The 17,124-nt window shown below is 62.5% G+C and carries 17 protein-coding genes; 6 read left to right on the top strand and 11 right to left on the bottom strand.

The genetic code is table 11. The features are described 5' to 3' along the window. The 3 genes from HKD27_RS05310 to ykgO form a co-directional block, all read right to left on the bottom strand. The gene (locus tag HKD27_RS05310) at window positions 1–243 is read right to left on the bottom strand and encodes a hypothetical protein (RefSeq protein ID WP_194263932.1); all 243 of its coding nucleotides are present in this window, start codon (window positions 241–243) and stop codon (window positions 1–3) included. A 91-nt stretch (window positions 244–334) separates the two neighbouring features. Next, complete coding sequence (locus HKD27_RS05305; RefSeq protein WP_194688636.1) at window positions 335–1,006, bottom strand: hypothetical protein; 672 nt, start codon at window positions 1,004–1,006, stop codon at window positions 335–337. A 41-nt stretch (window positions 1,007–1,047) separates the two neighbouring features. Beyond that, window positions 1,048–1,173 (bottom strand): type B 50S ribosomal protein L36, encoded by a 126-nt coding sequence (ykgO, locus tag HKD27_RS05300; protein ID WP_007281615.1) that lies wholly within the window; start codon window positions 1,171–1,173, stop codon window positions 1,048–1,050. A gap of 215 nt (window positions 1,174–1,388) precedes the next feature. On the opposite strand from ykgO, the gene HKD27_RS05295 reads away from it, so the two are divergent. The 4 genes from HKD27_RS05295 (at window position 1,389) to HKD27_RS05280 (ending at window position 5,184) form a co-directional block, all read left to right on the top strand. Beyond that, entirely contained in the window at window positions 1,389–1,826 is a 438-nt protein-coding gene (locus tag HKD27_RS05295) for a hypothetical protein (protein ID WP_062493636.1), read from the top strand. A 167-nt stretch (window positions 1,827–1,993) separates the two neighbouring features. Then, window positions 1,994–4,003: an FUSC family protein gene (locus tag HKD27_RS05290; protein ID WP_194688637.1), complete on the top strand. Its 2,010-nt coding sequence runs from the start codon at window positions 1,994–1,996 to the stop codon at window positions 4,001–4,003. After that, window positions 3,997–4,197, top strand: a complete 201-nt coding sequence (locus tag HKD27_RS05285; protein WP_062493633.1) for a DUF1656 domain-containing protein — start codon at window positions 3,997–3,999, stop codon at window positions 4,195–4,197. The genes HKD27_RS05290 and HKD27_RS05285 overlap by 7 nt, the downstream gene beginning before the upstream one ends. 36 nt (window positions 4,198–4,233) lie before the next feature. Further along, window positions 4,234–5,184, top strand: coding sequence for an efflux RND transporter periplasmic adaptor subunit (locus HKD27_RS05280; protein ID WP_062493631.1), 951 nt, complete (start codon window positions 4,234–4,236; stop codon window positions 5,182–5,184). Between the two features lie 107 nt (window positions 5,185–5,291). Here the strand turns inward: HKD27_RS05280 and HKD27_RS05275 are convergent, their stop codons facing one another. Beyond that, window positions 5,292–7,403, bottom strand: a complete 2,112-nt coding sequence (locus HKD27_RS05275; protein ID WP_194688638.1) for a S9 family peptidase — start codon at window positions 7,401–7,403, stop codon at window positions 5,292–5,294. 266 nt (window positions 7,404–7,669) lie between these two features. On the opposite strand from HKD27_RS05275, the gene HKD27_RS05270 reads away from it, so the two are divergent. After that, complete coding sequence (locus HKD27_RS05270) at window positions 7,670–8,182, top strand: DUF2501 domain-containing protein (protein ID WP_194688639.1); 513 nt, start codon at window positions 7,670–7,672, stop codon at window positions 8,180–8,182. A gap of 76 nt (window positions 8,183–8,258) precedes the next feature. On the opposite strand, the gene mdoH is transcribed toward HKD27_RS05270, so the two are convergent. The 7 genes from mdoH to HKD27_RS05235 all read right to left on the bottom strand — a co-directional run bounded on the left by mdoH (window position 8,259) and on the right by HKD27_RS05235 (window position 16,667). After that, complete coding sequence (gene mdoH / locus HKD27_RS05265; protein ID WP_194688640.1) at window positions 8,259–10,445, bottom strand: glucans biosynthesis glucosyltransferase MdoH; 2,187 nt, start codon at window positions 10,443–10,445, stop codon at window positions 8,259–8,261. Next, window positions 10,421–11,977, bottom strand: a complete 1,557-nt coding sequence (locus HKD27_RS05260; RefSeq protein ID WP_194263925.1) for a glucan biosynthesis protein — start codon at window positions 11,975–11,977, stop codon at window positions 10,421–10,423. The genes mdoH and HKD27_RS05260 overlap by 25 nt, the downstream gene beginning before the upstream one ends. 162 nt (window positions 11,978–12,139) lie before the next feature. Further along, window positions 12,140–12,805, bottom strand: a complete 666-nt coding sequence (gene bioD / locus HKD27_RS05255) for a dethiobiotin synthase (RefSeq protein WP_228518329.1) — start codon at window positions 12,803–12,805, stop codon at window positions 12,140–12,142. Beyond that, window positions 12,802–13,605: a methyltransferase domain-containing protein gene (locus tag HKD27_RS05250; protein ID WP_194688641.1), complete on the bottom strand. Its 804-nt coding sequence runs from the start codon at window positions 13,603–13,605 to the stop codon at window positions 12,802–12,804. Before HKD27_RS05250 ends, bioD begins: the two co-directional genes overlap by 4 nt. Beyond that, window positions 13,592–14,218, bottom strand: a complete 627-nt coding sequence (locus tag HKD27_RS05245; RefSeq protein ID WP_194688642.1) for a biotin synthase — start codon at window positions 14,216–14,218, stop codon at window positions 13,592–13,594. Before HKD27_RS05245 ends, HKD27_RS05250 begins: the two co-directional genes overlap by 14 nt. Beyond that, a complete protein-coding gene (locus HKD27_RS05240; RefSeq protein WP_194688643.1) occupies window positions 14,215–15,393 on the bottom strand; it encodes an 8-amino-7-oxononanoate synthase in 1,179 nt (392 codons plus the stop codon). The genes HKD27_RS05245 and HKD27_RS05240 overlap by 4 nt, the downstream gene beginning before the upstream one ends. After that, window positions 15,390–16,667, bottom strand: a complete 1,278-nt coding sequence (locus tag HKD27_RS05235) for an adenosylmethionine--8-amino-7-oxononanoate transaminase (protein WP_194688644.1) — start codon at window positions 16,665–16,667, stop codon at window positions 15,390–15,392. Before HKD27_RS05235 ends, HKD27_RS05240 begins: the two co-directional genes overlap by 4 nt. A gap of 250 nt (window positions 16,668–16,917) precedes the next feature. Here HKD27_RS05235 and HKD27_RS05230 point away from each other — a divergent pair, with 250 nt between their 5' ends. Then, window positions 16,918–17,124, top strand: a complete 207-nt coding sequence (locus tag HKD27_RS05230; protein ID WP_062494333.1) for a hypothetical protein — start codon at window positions 16,918–16,920, stop codon at window positions 17,122–17,124.

Raw genomic sequence — 17,124 nt, 5'->3', positions numbered from 1 at the left:
TCAACCCTTGCGCTTGCGGAAGAACTCGACCGTGGCGGTGACGACCGCAATGACGGCAAGGATCTGCTGGAAGTAGGGGCGGAAGCGCTTGGGCCCGAAGGTTGCCATGGCCGTCATGCCGGCAAGGCCGATTTCGCGAGCGCGCGTGGCCTTCTGACAGCAGGTCTTCATCTTGGAGCAGCAGCTCTTCTTGGCTTCGGCCTGGGGGATGGCGGTTGCATGGGCGGGGGACTGCTTGGTCATATAAAATCTCCTGAAAAAAGGAATCAGGGGATGAACACCCGGCAATACAAGGGGTTGCCAGAGCAACAGGTGGGCAGCACCGCCTGGAGCGTCAGTCCTGCTGGCCGTCCCGGGCCTGTTCCAGCGTCTTGAGCTGCTTGTCGGAATCGGGCGATTTGGGATTCAGCAGCAGCATCTGATGGAAGGCCTTGAGGGCGGCCTCAGGCTCATGCCGCTCATGCTCGGCTTCCGCGAGCATGCTCCAGGCCGTCGGATCACCGGGATCAGCCTGAAGCTCGACGCCCAGATCGGCGATGGCCCCGTTGCTGTCCCCCGCAGCCAGCCGGATGGCGGCGCGCTGGCGGTAAAGCACGGACTGGTCAGGCTGGATCGTGATTGCGGCCGTCAGATCGTCCTGCGCCTGCTGGAAATCATGTTTCTCCAGCGCATCATGCGAATCGCTGATGAGCATCTGCACGCTGCCGGTCAGGGCGCGGCTGCGGAGGGCCTCGGCACGTTCGGAAATTTCGCCGGCCTGCTTTTCATTCCCCGCCATGGCGAGAGCCTTTTCCGCATCCACAAGGCGGTCATGGAGCGTTTTGCGTGGCGGACGGGGGGAGGAAGCAGGGGGCGTGGCCTTTGCGGTTCCTGCCTGGGGGGCGGGAACGGCAGGCTGTGCAGCAGAAGGCACTGCGGGGCCGGACGCGGCAGGATCTGCGGCGCGTGCAGCCTGAACTGGCAGAAAAGTCAGGGCCGGGCTACAAAGCAGAACGGCGCCAGCCATCAGCCAGCGCCGCCCGTCCGTCATCCGGCAGACCAAGGGGTTCAGCCCTGGCGAGCCTTCATGCGCGGGTTCTTCTTGTTGATGATGTAAACGCGGCCGCGGCGGCGGACAACGCGGCAGTCCTTGTCGCGGACCTTGGCGGACTTCAGGCTGTTGCGGATCTTCATGGTGACAGGCTCTCGACGGGTAAGGCCCTTGCGGACCGGACAGCGGGCCGGAACGCCCGCGAAAGAATGGCCCCGATTACCCATCCCGCCCTGCAGAGTCAAGCTGGCAAGCCACGCAGGCGGCGGAATTCCTCGCTGCGGTCTGTTTGCAACAACCTGCAACAGCCTCGTTCTGGGTCTTTGTCCGCTCCGGATTTTCTCCTAACGTAAGAGTCATGATCAAGCGCCATTCCCGTCCCGCCCTGCTGCTGGCTCTTCTTCCTCTCGCTGTCGCCCTTGCCAGCCCTGTCGCGGCCCGGGCCGATGACGACGAGGCCAAGACCAATGACGACGATCCCACGATCAACCAGCAGGGTTTTGCCATCAACAAGATTCTGCGGGTGCTGCAGACCAACCCGGACGCGGCGGGCGATTCCTGCATCAATGCGCTCAAGGAAATGCATCAGGCCCAGACGGCGCTGGGCAAGGAAGAGGGCGTCGATCCGGAACACAATCAGGATATCGGCGTCGCGCGTGATGTTCTTTCCTCGGAAATGGAGGATGTCACGAATATGTGTGGTGCCGATGCCCGAACCTATTGCCGCACGGCCACAGCCCATTCGGATCCCAAGCTGACTGCGGCCTGCAACGCTCTCCCGCCCGAGGAAGACTAGTCTCCCGGACGGCGCAGATCCGAAAACGCCGTCTGTCAAAACGTGTCCAGAGGATTCGAGGACTAACTTTTCCGGGCAAGCGCTCCTAAGGTTGGACGTCTGATTCTGGTAATGAGGGCCGTGGGACTGTTTCTGATGAAGTCTGTGCCGGGTAAGGGGTATCGCTCTTGACCGCGGCACTACAGTCAGTTCTTCGCCCGGGGTGGCTCCAGTTCAGTCTCAGGACCTGGTTTGCACTTGTCCTGGCGCTCGGAACAGCCTTCTGGTCGCAGCTTGACTCTCCGGCCAGTGCGGGCGTGACCGTCATGATCCTGGCGCAGCCCCTGCGTGGTCAGGCGCTGTCCAAGGCGTTCTACCGCCTTGCCGGCACCGTGCTGGGTGTCAGCGTCTCCATCATTCTCGTCGCGATGTTCAACGAGGAACGCGCCCTGTCCCTCGGTGGCGCGGCCCTGTGGATTGCGGCCTGCGCGTTCGTAGGATCGCTGGAGCGCGACTTCCGCTCCTACGGGGCGCTTCTGGCGGGCTATACGGTCGCGCTGGTGGCCATCCCCACGATGGACGATCCGCAGAACATCTATCCCGTCAGCATCGCGCGTGCCTCTGACATCGCCATCGGCGTTGCGTCCATCGCGGTCGTCAATATCCTCTCGGGCTCTCCGGAAGCCTGGCGCAGACTGTCCACGGCGATGGAGACGCTGTCCCATCGTGTGCGGCAGACCGGCAAGTCCGCCATCATGGGCGAGCCGATCGCAACGCCGGAAGAGATGATCGGGCTGAGCGGCGAGATCCTCGCGCTCATGACCCAGATTTCCTATGCGCGGACCGAAGTCGAGCGCGGACGCCTGCGGATGGCGGGTGCGAGGCTCGGCATCATCGGCATGCTGACAGTCCTGACCACGAGCCGCGCCATTGCGTGGCTGCTGGAAACCGGCGGCATTTCCGATATCCTGATTCGTCATGTCCGGGCCTGGCATGAGCGCTCCGAGGACGGCACGACCCGCCTTGAGACGATGGACACGATTCTGGACGAAATCCGCGCGGAAGATCCGGATTTCGTTCCTTCGGCCCGTGAGGCCTGGTTTTTCGAGCGCTGCTCGACGCTTCTCAGCAACCGTCTGCATATCCGCACCGGCATGAACACGCTCCTGCGTGCGACACCCGCGGGCGATGCGCTCAAACTGGCGCAGCTCGAGAGCAATCCGGACTATGTGACGGCGTTCATCAATGCGATGCGTGTCCTGCTCGGTTTCAGTGTCGCGGCCGGATTATGTCTGGGATCCAGTATTCCGGCTTCCGTCACGGCCCTGTCCCAGACTGCGCTGGTCCTGACGCTGGCGTCCACGGCCATCGATACCGCCCAGTTCGGCAAGGGCGCGATCATCGGCATGCCCGCGGGCATTCTCGTAGCGGCGTGGCTGGACTTCATGATTCTGCCGCATGTGGAAAGCATGCTTAGTCTGGCGCTGGTGCTCCTGCCGCAGACCATCATTTCCTGCCTGCTGTTGATGAACCCGAAAACGAGCGCCATCGGCTTCAATTATGGCGTATTCTTTCTGGTGTTCATCGGGCTCGGCAATCACCACAACTACGACCCCCTGGCCTTCATCACGCGAAATACCTTCTATGCGATGGCGGCCGTCCTGTCCTTCGTGCTGCTGGTCCTGCTCTGGCCGCCCACGGCGCGGCGGCATCGGTTCCGGCTGGCGGTGTCCATCGCTTATGATCTGGAAACGCAGCTTGCCGGGCATGGCGAGCGGATGGGGCCGCCTCTTCTCAGCCGGAAATATGAACGGCTGAGCCAGTTCCTGATGTGGACGGACCGGATGCACGATCCTGGCCTGCGCTCGCGGCGTGTCTTCAACCGCTTTGTGGCCCTGGAAGATTTTTCCAGTACGATCGCGCGGGTGCGGCATTATCTGGATCAGGCGGGGCATCTTCATGGTCTCAGACCCATGGTCCGTCATGTCCGCCGCCTGCTGGCCCATGACAGGCTCGGTCTGCTGGAAGCCGAAATCCCCGAACTTCAGGCCATGTTCTTCGAGCGTCTGTCCGACGGTATCCGCGAAGAGCAGTCCATGATCATCAACTGTATTGGCGGTCTTGAGGCCGTGCGGACCATGGTGCGCCTGAACCGCTCGGCGGTGCATCATTATGGGATAGGACGCAAACGATGGTGACGAGACAGGTCGTTGACCTCGATGGCGTGCTGGTTTCGGCGTTCGTCATCAATCTGGCGCTGGCGCTTCTGACGCTGGCCATCCTGCGCTGGATCATGGGCTGGTTCGATCTGTGGCGTTTCGTCTGGGATCCGCCGCTGGCGCAGTTCGGCATCCTGATCTGCCTGATCGGCCTCTACACCCTGCTTCTCTGACCCTTTCCCCGAACCGAAAACCAAGGTGACCGTCCCGTGCTTGCCAGTGCCCATCGCCTGATCCGCTTGACCATCACGCTCTGCATTCTCGTGGTGGCGGCTCTCGTGGTCGTCATTCTGTGGGATTACTACACGGCCTCTCCCTGGACCCGGAACGGGCAGGTGCGTGCGCAGGTCGCCAATATCGCACCCCGCGTCTCGGGACAGATCCTCGAAGTGCGGGTGAAGGACAACCAGTTCGTCCACAAGGGGGACGTGCTCTATGTCATCGATCCGTTCGACTTCAAGGTGGCGCTCGATACCGCCAAAGCCCGTGTGGCCGAACGCAAGGCCGATCTGGAATTCCGTGTCGTTCAGGCCCAGTGGCGCAAGGCCATCCCCGGCACGGCTGTCTCGGTCGAGGAAAAGCGGCAGTATGAGGCCCTGTCCCAGCAGATGCAGGCCCAGTACGATGCAGCGCAGGCTGCCGAACGTCAGGCCGCGATCAATCTGGAGCGAACGGAAGTCCGCAGCTCCATCGATGGCATCGTAACCAACCTCATCATGCGTCCCGGTGACTTCGCAACGGCCGGCGTGGTCAACATCCACATCATTGACACCAGTTCCTACTGGGTGGACGGCTATTTCGAGGAAACCAAGGTTCATGACCTCGACGAAGGCGATCTCGTCCGCATGGATCTGATGGGCTACCACGATCCGCTCTTCGGCCATGTCGAGAGCATCACCCGCGGTATCGCCAGCAACAATGCACTGGTGAACAAGCAGGGCCTGCCGGAAGTGGACCCGGTCTATACTTGGGTGCGTCTGGCGCAGCGTATCCCGGTCCGCGTGAAGATCGACAAGATCCCTGATGACCTGACGCTCGCCGCTGGCATGACAGCCACCGTGACGGTCGTGTCAGAAGAAGGCAACCGCCGCCACCGTTCCACCCATGCCGCCTTCCAGCACTTTGGCGACGACATCCGCCATCTGTTCGGTCACAGATAAGTATTTTGGAATAAAAGTTTTTGGTGAAGCTTTTTCCAAAAAGCTTTGAGGCTCTCCGCCTTTTTGGAAAAAAGCGGAACCCAAAAACTTTTATTCACGGGGTCTTTTCAGGCCCGGTCGATTGCCCAAATCGCAAAGGCCTGAACCAGAGCGACTTCTTCCAGACGTTTAAAACGGCCGGACGAGCCACCGTGGCCGGCTTCCATGTTGATGCGGCACAGGAACGGGCCGCCGGACGTGACTTCCCGCAGTTTGGCGATCCATTTCGCGGGTTCCCAGTAGGTCACGCGTGGATCGGACAGGCCGCCCATCGCGAGAACCGGGGGATAGGCCTTTGCCGCGATGTTGTCATAGGGCGAATAGCTGGCGATCAGGTCGTAGGCGGCGGGATCTTCCAGCGGATTGCCCCATTCCGGCCATTCCGGCGGCGTCAGCGGCAGGGACACGTCGGACATGGTGTTGAGCATGTCCACGAACGGCACCTGCGCAGCGATCCCCGCGAAAAGCTCGGGCGCCATGTTCGTGATCGTCCCCATCAGCAATCCGCCAGCCGAGCCACCTTGTGCGACGATGCGTCCCGCCGACCCATAGCCTTCCGCGACGAGGTGCCGGGCGCAGGCGATGAAATCGATGAACGTGTTGGGCTTCTTCGTCCCGCGCCCGTCCAGGAACCAGTTCCAGCCCTTTTCGGACCCGCCGCGCACATGGGCGATGGCATGGATCCAGCCCCGGTCCACCAGACTGAACACGGTCGTGGAGAAATCGGCGTCCATGGCAATGCCGTAGGAGCCGTATCCATACAGAAGCAGCGGTGCCGAGCCGTCCAGAACCTGCCCTTTGCGCATCAGGACTGTGATGGGCACCTGTGCACCATCGGGGGATGTCGCAAACAGACGCCGCGTTTCGTAGCGGCTGGCATCATGGCCGGACGGGACTTCACGGATCTTGCGCAGAACGCGCTCGCCGCTTGCCATGTCGTAATCGTACCAGTGCGCCGGATTGGTGGGCGACTGATAGATGTAGCGCAGGATCGGGGCGTTATATTCCAGCGTACCCAGCATCGTCAGGTCATAGGCGGGCTCGTCCATGCCGATGGCTTTGGCCTGCGCACGGATATCGCCTTCCGTGCCTTCGGGGACAACGAGAATATGGATGTTGCCGTCCCGACGCTCGGCCCAGGCGAGATGCCCGCGCGAGGCGCTGGCGCCCAGAAGATAATGCCCCTCACGATACGGCACGAAGGGTTTCCAGTTCTCGCGTCCCGTGGCTGTGTCGGGTGTCTGCATGAACTGGAAGTCCACGGCCCCGCCTGCATTGGTCAGGATGATGAAGCGGTTGTTCCAGTGCGTCAGGGAGTAGCGCTCGCCCCGCACCAGAGGGGCCGCCACGACGGGCAGGGCCGTCGGATTGGAAGCCGGGATGAGCAGCGTTTCGTTGGTATCATGGTCGCCGCGCTCGATGTTGATCCATTTGCGGGATGCGCTGACGCCGATGCTGAGGAAGAACCCCGGATCGGTCTCGTCAAAGACCAGAACATCCTCGCCACCCGTCAGCGGACGGCGATAGATCTTCGACGGGCGGCCATTGTCATCCCGGTAGATCCAGAACAGCCACTGGCTGTCGGGAGAAATGGCGAAGCTGCCCGTCGTGCTCGGCACTGGTGGGGCGCAGAGTTCGCCCGTCTCCAGATCCTCGACCTGAATGCGATAGACCTCGGAACCCTGAACGTCCTCGGCATAGACGAAATAACGGTGATCGGGGGAATGATCGGTCTGCGATAGCGCATAATAGTCGTGCTGCTTCGCCAGAGCATCGGCATCGAGCAGAACCTGTTCCTCACCCCCCTCGCGCGGACGGCGGACCCGTAGCGGATGCTGCGCTCCGTCCTCGAAGCGGACATAATACTCCCACGGTCCATCAGGAACGGGGACCGAGGATTCCGCTGGCGGAATACGGCCGATCATTTCCTGAAGCAGTGTCTCGCGCAGCGGCTCCATGTCTGCCAGCACGGCCTCCGCATAGGCGTTCTCCGCCTTCAGATGCGTGGCGATGTCCTCGCGCAGAACGGACGGGTCTCGCAGGACCTGCTGCCAGTTCTCATCCTTCATCCAGGCATAGGAATCCGTGCGTGTCCGGCCAAGCTGCGTTGTGGTCAGCGGCTCACGGCGGGCGATGGGAGGAACGGGTGCGGCGGAGGGAGCATCGGGGGTCTGTGACATGGGCAAACTGTGACGCAGAAACCGTCGCCGTTCAATCCGCTCCTGCGGGGGAAACAGAGGTCCCTGATGCATTCGGTAAAACGTGATGATCCAAAAGTTCCCACATGACGGCCATGAGGAAAAAGGACAGCTCTCAAGAAACCACGTCTGGCTTCAAGTGTTACTCAAGGCAACGGAGCATCCTTCAAGATGTTCCAGACCGGATGATTTCTGTATCTCCTTCGCAGGGATAAGCAGGACATTCTGTATATGGAAAGAAGAGTGCCATGATTTCGAACAAGTATTTCTCTGTTCTTGCTGCTGCCGGCCTGACCATTTCGGGCGCAGCCTTTGCCCAGACAGTGCCGCCGATCCCGCAGAGCAGCCCCGTCCCGACGATTCCGGCCGGAACGCAGGCAACCCTGCCGTCCGCCAATCTCCAGGCCGTTGCCGGTGGCAAGAACATCCTGACCGCCGCATCGCCGGGTACGCTGGGCGCGGATGGCCTTCCGTCCATCGGGAACGCCCAGGCCGGCAACGTCGCGGGATTGAGCTACTACTGTGTGCACCAGAAGCTGGTGCTCGGCACATCGCCGATCGTGGCATCCCGCACGCTGGCAAAACGTCCGGATGTCCAGAACGACCAGTTCTATTCGCTCGGTGGAAAGGGCCTGCTCCAGACGGCTGGCGGCAATGTGTTCGACATCAGCACCCTGCCCAAAGACAAACGCGTCATGACGTGTAACGACGTCATCAAGAAGGCCCAGTCCCTCGGAGATTCCTCTGTCGTCGGACACTGAGGTCTCATCGCTTCAACGAAAAACGCCCCGGCTGTCATGGCCGGGGCGTTTTTTATGCCGTAAAGCGCTGGCGGTTTCAGGCCTTGAGCTGCTCCATGAGCTGGATGCCTTCGGGATTTCCCAGCACAGCGGCCTTCTCCTGACGGGAGAGGCGTTCCAGTGCGACCTGCAGGGATGGTGCCTCCCTCAGCTTGACCAGCCCGACGAGCAGATTGGCATCGATCGGGCTGCCCGGCTTGCGTGGCGGGGGCAGGGCGCCTTCATGGGCGGCGAGAAGGGTGGCGTTCTGGCGGAGTGCGGCAAAAGCCTCTTCCGGCGGAGCATTCGGCGCATGGGCCGCGCGTTCCCGTGCCGCGTCATTGGCTGCGGCAAGCTGAAGGATCGGTGGCGGTGCCGTTTCTTCTTCGATCAGCAGCAGACCGGCCCGGCGCAGGCCCAGCCCGACGTCCCGGCTCGCCGTCAGCGCTGCCAGCGGAATGGCAAGGACCAGCCCCAGCAGCACGGGCGTCATCCACAGGAACAGCGCCTGCGAGACCGACCAGGCCGCGATCGCCAGAAGCAGCCCGAACACTGTGTAGATCCAGTAGCCGTGCGCCACTTCCTTCAGCGACACCCGCCCATCGTCACGGTTCTGGGCGTTCCAGCCGGAATCCCGGCCCAGCAGGATCGAAATGACGCCGGAGGTCTGGATCAGCATGGCAATCGGCGCGATCAGGCCGCCGATCAGTGTCTCCAGCACGATGGAAACTGCCAGCCGGAAAATGCCGCCTGAACCCCGCAGAGCCGCGCGGTCGAACATCATGGCGATGAATGCGAGGGCCTTCGGGGCCAGCAGAATCCCCATCGTTCCGATGAAGACGAGCTTCGCCTGGACCGGATCGACCCGCGGCCAGTGCGGATAAAGCGTGGGTTTCGTGCCGAAATATTCGGGATGATAGAAATGGGACTGAAGCGAGATCAGGATGCCAAACAGGAGGAACAGCAGCCAGAGCGGCGACATGATGTAGGAGCCGATGCCGGTCAGCATGTGCACGCGGCTGACCCAGTGCAGGCCATTCGTGCCAAGGATCTTGCTGTGCTGAAGATTGCCCTGGCACCAGCGGCGGTCGCGGATGGCGACATCCGTCAGGGACGGCGGGCTTTCCTCGTAAGAGCCGAACAGGCCCGGCACCATGTGAATGGCCCAGCCCCCGCGACGCATCAGCGCGGCTTCCACGAAGTCATGGCTCAGGATGTGTCCGCCGAATGGCGCACGGCCCTTCAGATGCGGCAGACCGGCCTGTTCCGCGAAAGCCTGCGTACGGATGACGGCGTTATGGCCCCAGTAATTGCCTTCCGAGCCGTGCCACCAGGCAATGCCATGTGCGATCAGCGGTCCATAGACGCGGCCTGCGAACTGCTGCATCCGGGCAAAAAGCGTGCGGCCGCCCACGATGACCGGCAGGGTCTGGATCAGGCCCACACCGTCATGCTGCTCCATGGCCGCCGTAATACGCACGATCAGGCTGCCATCCATGACGCTGTCCGCATCGAGCGTGAGCATCTGCTGATAGGACGAGCCAAACCGCGTCACCCAGTCACCCAGATTGCCGGCCTTGCGGTCGATGTTCTTGTGACGGCGGCGGTAGAAGATCCGTTTGTCACCGTTCGTAGCCTTGCGGAACTCCAGAAAAGCCCGCTCTTCCTGCACCCAGACATCCGGATTGGTCGTGTCGGACAGGATGAAGAAATCGAAGGCGTCGATCTGCCCGGTTGCGAGAATGCTGTCATGAATGGCGCGCAGACCGGCGAGGACGCGCGTCGGGTCCTCGTTATAGGTCGGCATCAGGACGGCGGTGCGGCTTTTCAGCGCCGGTAGCGGTCCCGTGCGATGGATGCCAAGCCCCAGTCCGCCGCGCCGGATCAGCGAGACAAAACCACCCAGGCAGGACGTGAAGGACAGGGCAATCCAGAAGGCGAGAATGGCGAACAGGACCAGAATGATGACGCCGAGGGCCGAGACACCGAGCGAGTTGAAGACCTGGTTGATCCTGTACATGCCGTAGCCCGTCAGCAGCAGCGCGCCACCAAAAACGAACAGGCGCCGCAGCCATAGGAAGGACGGCGTCGTTGGCAGGATACGGAAAGGTCTGCCGTGCCGGTCCGGCTGCTGGTGAAGATTCTGCGCCTTCATGGCCAGCGGGGCTTCCGGCGGCAGGAACGGTGCTGGGGCCGGCCCGGCGGAAGGGGAGAATTCGGTCACGGCGTCCAACGATACATCCATTTTTCTGAAATCGGACCCTGATCGCCGGCGAGCTGGGCCTGGAGTTCACACATCTTCGCATCGCCGGGCACGAACTCGAATGTCGTGCGCCAGCCCTGGATCTCTGGGTTCGGCTCGACCACGACATTGCGGATCGTGCCGGGTGTGGTCTGCGAGATCAGATGGAAAGTCGTACCCTGCGGCACATTCTGGAACGGAGCCCCCGTGAAATCGATCACGAAAAAGCGCGCATCCGCATGGTCGGTCAGTCCCCCGATCCGGGTCGCCGCAACCCGAGCCATCTGGGTCGGCCACGGCGTGTCCCAGCCCCAGTACATCCGGTAGATGTAGCTGTATTCCTGGCCGCCCTTCATGGGCTGCTTGGGGCGCCAGAAGGAGACGATATTGTCGTTGACTTCGTTGGGCGTCGGGATCTCCACGAGATCGACCGCACCATCGCCCCAGTTGCCAATGGGCTCGATCCACAGTGACGGACGCTTCTGGTAGTTGAGCGCCAGATCCTCGTAGTCGTGGAAGGACCGCTTGCGTTGCATCAGGCCGAAACCGTGCGGGCTGCTGTCCTCGAAGGCTGAGAACTGGAGATCGGTCGGGTTGATGAGCGGCCGGTAAAGCTGCTGCCCCGCACCCGTCCAGATCTGGAGCGCCTCGCTGTCATGCGCGGCCGGACGCCAGTCATCGACGTGATTGCGCTCGTTGGCGTCGAAATAGAACATGCCCGTGAGCGGCGCGATCCCGGATTCCGTGATGTCCTGACGCGGGAACAGCGAGGACTGCACATCGAAGACGGTCGTATCGCCCGGACGGATGGTGAAGCGGAAGGCCCCGGTCAGGGACGGGCTGTCGAGCAGCGCGTGAATGACGATGGACTCCACGCCAGGCTCCGGCTTTTCAAGCCAGAACTCGCGGAACAGGGCGAATTCCTCGCCCTTCGGATTGCCGGTGCCATCCGCGAACGCACGGGCGGACAGTCCGTAATTCTGGCCCTTGGCCACGGCGCGGAAATAGGACGCGCCAAGGAAGACGGCGCATTCTTCCATGACACCCGGCGTGTTGATCGCATAGCGCAGGCGCAGGCCCGAGAAGCCGAGATCATCCGTGACGCGCAGGACGGGGTTGGAATAGGTGAAGAGATCGGGATCGTAGGGAATGGGCGTGGACTGCCCGCCCGTGACCTCATTCATGCCGATCCGCGGCTTGTACAGGAAGCCGCGCGGGAAGAACTCCACGTCGAACGCCAGGTTCTGACCGTGCCACAGCGCCTTCTCGGGATTGAAGGCAATGCTGCGGAACTGGTCGAAATCCATGTTTGCAACGGCATTCGGCAGCGTCGGAGACGGCGGGGAATAGGGCTTCTTCGACAGGCGCTGCGCCAGAAGACGAACCGTGTCGTTGTCAAAAGGCGTCGATTCCGGCGTGGGGGCTACGGTCGGTGGAGAAGTGGCTGTGGACTGGGCATGGGCCATACGGGAGGCTGTTCCCAGAAGGGTCAGTCCGGCCCCAAGCTTGACCAGATCACGGCGCAGGATACTCATACTCTTCCCAATATCCCAGTTTCTGTCGGCATCTCCGAAACGAAGTCCGATCTTCCAGCGATACGCCGGAAGCCCTTCGTTGCGAAGTGCCCTTCTATGATGAGGATGCCATTTCACAAGGTCTGGCGCGGTCTTTTTATGGCATGCACCCCGGATGACACATTATTGTGAAATCTGTTGCTGCAAGACATCAAGTAACGGAACATTGCCAGACAATTCGGCGACAGATGTTTCCGTTATTGCGTCGAGTTGCGGAACCCGGAACAGGATCTGTGTTTTGCCAAAGCGCGCCATGTCCCGCTCATTGCCGGAATTCGGCGGCCCGACAGGCACCACGCCAGCCACGGGAATGCCGCGCCGCCGCAGCGCCTCAAGGCTCAGAAGCGTGTGGTTGATCGTCCCCAGTCCGCTGCGCGTCACCAGCACGACCGGCAGGCCCAGACTTTCGATCAGGTCCACGATCATCATGTCTTCACGCACCGGCACCATCAGGCCGCCCGCGCCTTCCACCACCAGTGGCTCCTGAACCTGGGGCAGGACGAGCCGCCCCGGATTGACGGTTACGTTCTCCAGATCTCCCGCTGCAAGCGGGGCAAGCGGGGCCTGAAACGCATAGGCGGGGGGGATGATCCGCGCAGGAGACAGCCCCGCAAGGTCTCGGACCGTCGGCGTATCACCTTCCTCATCCGCAAGCCCGGTCTGAAGCGGTTTCCAGTAGGTGGCGTTCCAGGCGCGGCACAGAATGGCGCTGACCAGTGTCTTGCCGATCCCGGTATCCGTTCCCGTGACGAAAACCCCGCGTTGCCAGTGTGTCGAGATGTCCCTCATGGCCGTGTTTCCTCTCCGGATTTTACAAACGTCCCGATGCCGATCTGATAGGTCACGCTGGAATGCGTGCGGTCAAAATGCCGCATGGCCCGGCGCAGGGCCGCGGTACTGGCAGGCGTGCTGCCGGCGCGTGGAACCGATGCTCCGATCTGCCGCAGGCCCCGCAGGAACGCGCGCGCGCTGCCTACGGGATCATGCAGCGTCAGCACTTCCCATGTTCCCGTGTCGCTAGCGGGCCACTCGGTTTGCACCGTCGACGCGGATGGATAATCCGGCACACCACACGGCGCCCCTTCCGCCAGACAGGCCTGTTTCCATTCGTCCAGACTGCCCTGTAGCAGCGTCGTGACCATCAGACTCCCCTGTGGCGCCAGCAGATCGCAAAGGCGCCGCAAGCCGTCGCTCCGGTTCGAGAACCATTGCAGGCACAGGCTGGAGGCAATCAGATCGAACGGTCCGGATACGTCCGGATGTTCGGCGTCCATGACGTGAAAGCGGATGGTCTTACCCGAAAGCCGCTGACGTGCCCGGGCGATCATGCCGGGCGCCAGATCGGTTGCGAGGAGGCTGGCCTGCGAGAAATGATCCGCCAGCCGGGCTGTCAGGAAGCCGGTACCGCAGCCGAATTCCAGAATGGAGGCAGGGGCGTGGGCCGCTGTTGCGACCCGGATGCGGTCCATCAGCGCCGTGGCGCAGCGGCGTTGGATATGAGCGGCGGCGTCATAGTCCTCGGCCGCGTCAAATCGCGCGGCGATGCTGTTTCGGCGCAGGATGTCTTCGGGAGTATCAGCGCGGGTCATCAAGCCTCCGCCGGATAAAGGCCGCGCAGATTTTGGGTTGGGTCAACGGCAGAAGATGGCCCCCTTCAACCTTTTCTCCGGGTATCGCGAAACCCGCCTTCGCCGCGCCGAACGGATCGTCCGTGCCCGTCATCCAGTGCAGCCGGTCATTCCAATTTGCAGCCTGTGGGCGATGATCCAGAGTCTGAAGCGCTTCCAGCCCCCGATCCAGTGCATCCACATCCGGTGTGCCGGGAAGCGGCGCATCCGTTCCACAGAGAGCGCGGAAATCATGCAAAACGGCGGCAGGATCACGTTTCAGGCGTGCCCGCATCCGGGTCAGAACCCGCTCGGGTGTTCCATCCGGGAAATCTGGTGCGGCCGTGAAACGCGGAAAGCCGTTGAAGAACACCAGCCCCTCACATCCCGGCAGGTCCTGTCCCAACAAGGCCAGTGATCCCGCCGAGTGTCCGACAACCAGATAGGGTGTTTGCGGCAGGGCAGGGCGATGTTCCGCGCCGAAATACCCGCAGTCCACGACCTGCGCGCTCACATCCGGCAGATGTGTCAGCATTGGCGCCCAGAAAGAGGCGTCAAACCCCCAGCCATGCACAAGATAAAGCGCCCGTGTCATGCGACGTCTCTTGTCAGAGCAATGACAGCCTGTCCCAGACGATCGATTTCCGCATCGCTCAGCCCGGCATGGAGCGCCAGACGCAGCCGCGCGGTTCCGGTTGGCACTGTCGGCGGGCGGATCGCTACTGTCAGGAAGCCCGCCTCTTCAAGCCCTGCAGCTACGGCCATGGCACGTTCGGACTCTCCGATCAGGACAGGAACGATCTGCGTTGTGGAGTCAGCCGTGGACAGGCCAGCCCCATGCAGCATGTCCCGAAGCCGTTCTGCCTGTCCGAGCAGCTGGGCGCGCTCCTCATCCAGACCCGGTACAACATCCAGCGCTGCATCGATTGCGCCCAGAACCGCAGGGGGCAGGGCCGTGCTGTAAATGAAGCCCGACGCATGGTTTACCAGATAATCGCAGAGCGGTTTCGAACCCGCGATATACGCGCCCATCCCGCCAAGTGCCTTGCTGCACGTTCCCATCGTCAGATCGGCCATCCCGCAGGACAGGCCGCGACCCTTCGGCCCAAGTACGCCGGTCGCATGGGCTTCGTCCACATAAAGGAACGCCCCCGCCCGGTCCGCCAGCGCCCGCAAAGCCGGGATGTCGGCGCGGTCTCCGTCCATGGAGAACACGCTTTCCGTTACGATCATCCGCAGGCCGGGTTTTTCGGCCTCCCGGGCCAGCAGGCTTTCCAGATGGGACAGGTCGTTGTGCCGGAACCGGATCTGGCGCACACCGGCCGCCGCGCAGCCATGATGCAGGCTGGCGTGGTTCAGCCGGTCCGAAAATACCAGCATCGGCGCGCCCGTCCGGGCCACGGACAGCGCACAGAGTGCAGGCATGACGGACGCATTGGCCTGCCAGCCCGAGGCGAACAGGATCGCGTCCTCACAGCCCTTGAAGGCCGCCATTTTCGTCTCGACTTGGCGGTGCAGGTCCAGCGTTCCGCTGACCAGCCGTGAGGCCCGTGCGCCTGTCCCGAAGCAGAGTGCCCAGTCCGAAGCCCGTTCCCGCAGCAGCGGATGCTCCGCCAGACCCAGATAGTCGTTGGACGACACATCCAGCATCCGCCGCCCGTCGCGGACGATCATGCCGTCCTGCCGGACCACAGGGCGCAGGCTCCGACGTGTTCCGGCCGCCTCGCGTTCAGTCAGGGTGGCCGTGAAATGGCTGTCGAACAGGCTCATGCGCGCTCTCGCAGCACATCCACGATGGCCGTTGTCAGACGCGTGAGCTCTTCGGGGGGGATGGTGAAGGCAGGCGTCAGATAGACGATGTTGCGGAAGGGCCGGATCCAGACGCTACGTTCCACGAAGGCCCGGCGGAGCGCATCGGGATCGTTCAGCGTCTCAAGTTCCACCACGCCGATTGCACCAAGGACGCGTACATCCTTGACGCCGGGCAGCGTGCGGCAGGGCTCTAGCTCCCGCGCAAGCTGGACCGAGATGGCTGCGACCTGCTCCAGTCGTGGCTCGGTCTCGAACAGGTCCAGCGACGCATTGGCGACCGCACAGGCCAGCGGATTGGCCATAAAGGTCGGCCCGTGCATCAGGGCGTGCCCGGCGCTGTCGGACAGGAACGCTTCGAAGACACCCCGCCGGGCCACAGTAGCCGCCAGCGCCATGGTGCCGCCGGTCAGGGCTTTCGACAGCGCCACGATATCCGGCACGATCCCGGCCTGTTCGCAGGCGAACATCGTCCCCGTGCGGCCAAAACCGGTGAAGATCTCATCCAGGATCAGCAGGATTCCATGCCGGTCGCACAGTTCACGCAGACGCCGCAGGACCTCGGGGTCATGGAACAGCATGCCGCCCGCACCCTGAACCAGAGGCTCTGTGACCATGGCCGCAATACTGTCGCCGCGTTCCACCAGCAGGGCTTCAAGCCGGGCCAGACTGCCCGCATCCACAGGCAGATCGGCCAGAACCTGTTCGGGCAGCACGCCGGCGAACAGGCTGTGCATGCCTTCCTCGGGGTCGCAGATGGACATCATGCCCAGCGTGTCCCCGTGATACCCGCCCCGGAAGGACAGGATCTTCGTCCGGCCTGAAGTGCCGCGGTTGATGTGGTATTGCACCGCCATCTTGATCGCGACTTCCATCGCGACTGACCCGGAATCGGTAAAGAAGACCCTCTCCAGATCGCCCGGCAGCATCGCCGCCAGCCGCGCGGCCAGACGGATGGCGGGCTCGTGCACCATGCCGCCGAACATCACATGCGGCATCCGCTCCGCCTGCCGAACCAGTGCCTCATGAATATGTGGATGGCTGTAGCCGTGACACGCTGTCCACCAGGCCGCTACGCCATCCACAAGCTCGCGTCCGTCCGCGAGCGTGATCCGGCTGCCGGATGTGCTTATGGCTTTAACAGGGAAAGGCGCAGTCTGCATCTGGGTGTAGGGCAGCCACAGATGGGGCAGGCCAGCAGCAGTGTGGGGTGCGGAAGGGGCGTTGCGAGACATGGTTTGCGTTTTCCCGCATGGCCGGGGGTGAGTCCATCCCCCGCCTCTTATGGAGCCTTGGGAAAGGGGCAGGATCGTTCCGCAGACGGCACGCCGTATCATAAAATGGTCACGTTTCGTTAGGCAACGATGTGGCATGACCCCCGTTAGTGACGCGTTCCGGATCGGTGGAGCCCAGAAGTCGGGCCCGTGTGGAACGTGGAAACATTCTGTGCTCCCGACGCGGGAGCCATGACGAGGTTGAAGACCAATGCTGAGTTCCAAGGTCATTCATGTTGATGGCGTCTTTCTGGGAACGGCCATCATGTGTGGAAGCCTGAACACCCTGCGTTTCTATGCCACGCATGAGAGCGTGCGCGCGCTTCACAACGCCTGCATGCCGGATTTCGGCGCGCTGTATGCCCAGGTCAGAAGCCTGTTCAATCGCAGCCGTCTGCTGACACCGAAAGTCGCCTGA

Source organism: Gluconobacter sp. R75690 (assembly GCF_015244525.1).
Classification (GTDB): domain Bacteria; phylum Pseudomonadota; class Alphaproteobacteria; order Acetobacterales; family Acetobacteraceae; genus Gluconobacter; species Gluconobacter potus.
The sequence above is the reverse complement of the archived record's forward strand: the minus strand, read 5'-3'. Positions and strand labels throughout refer to the sequence as shown.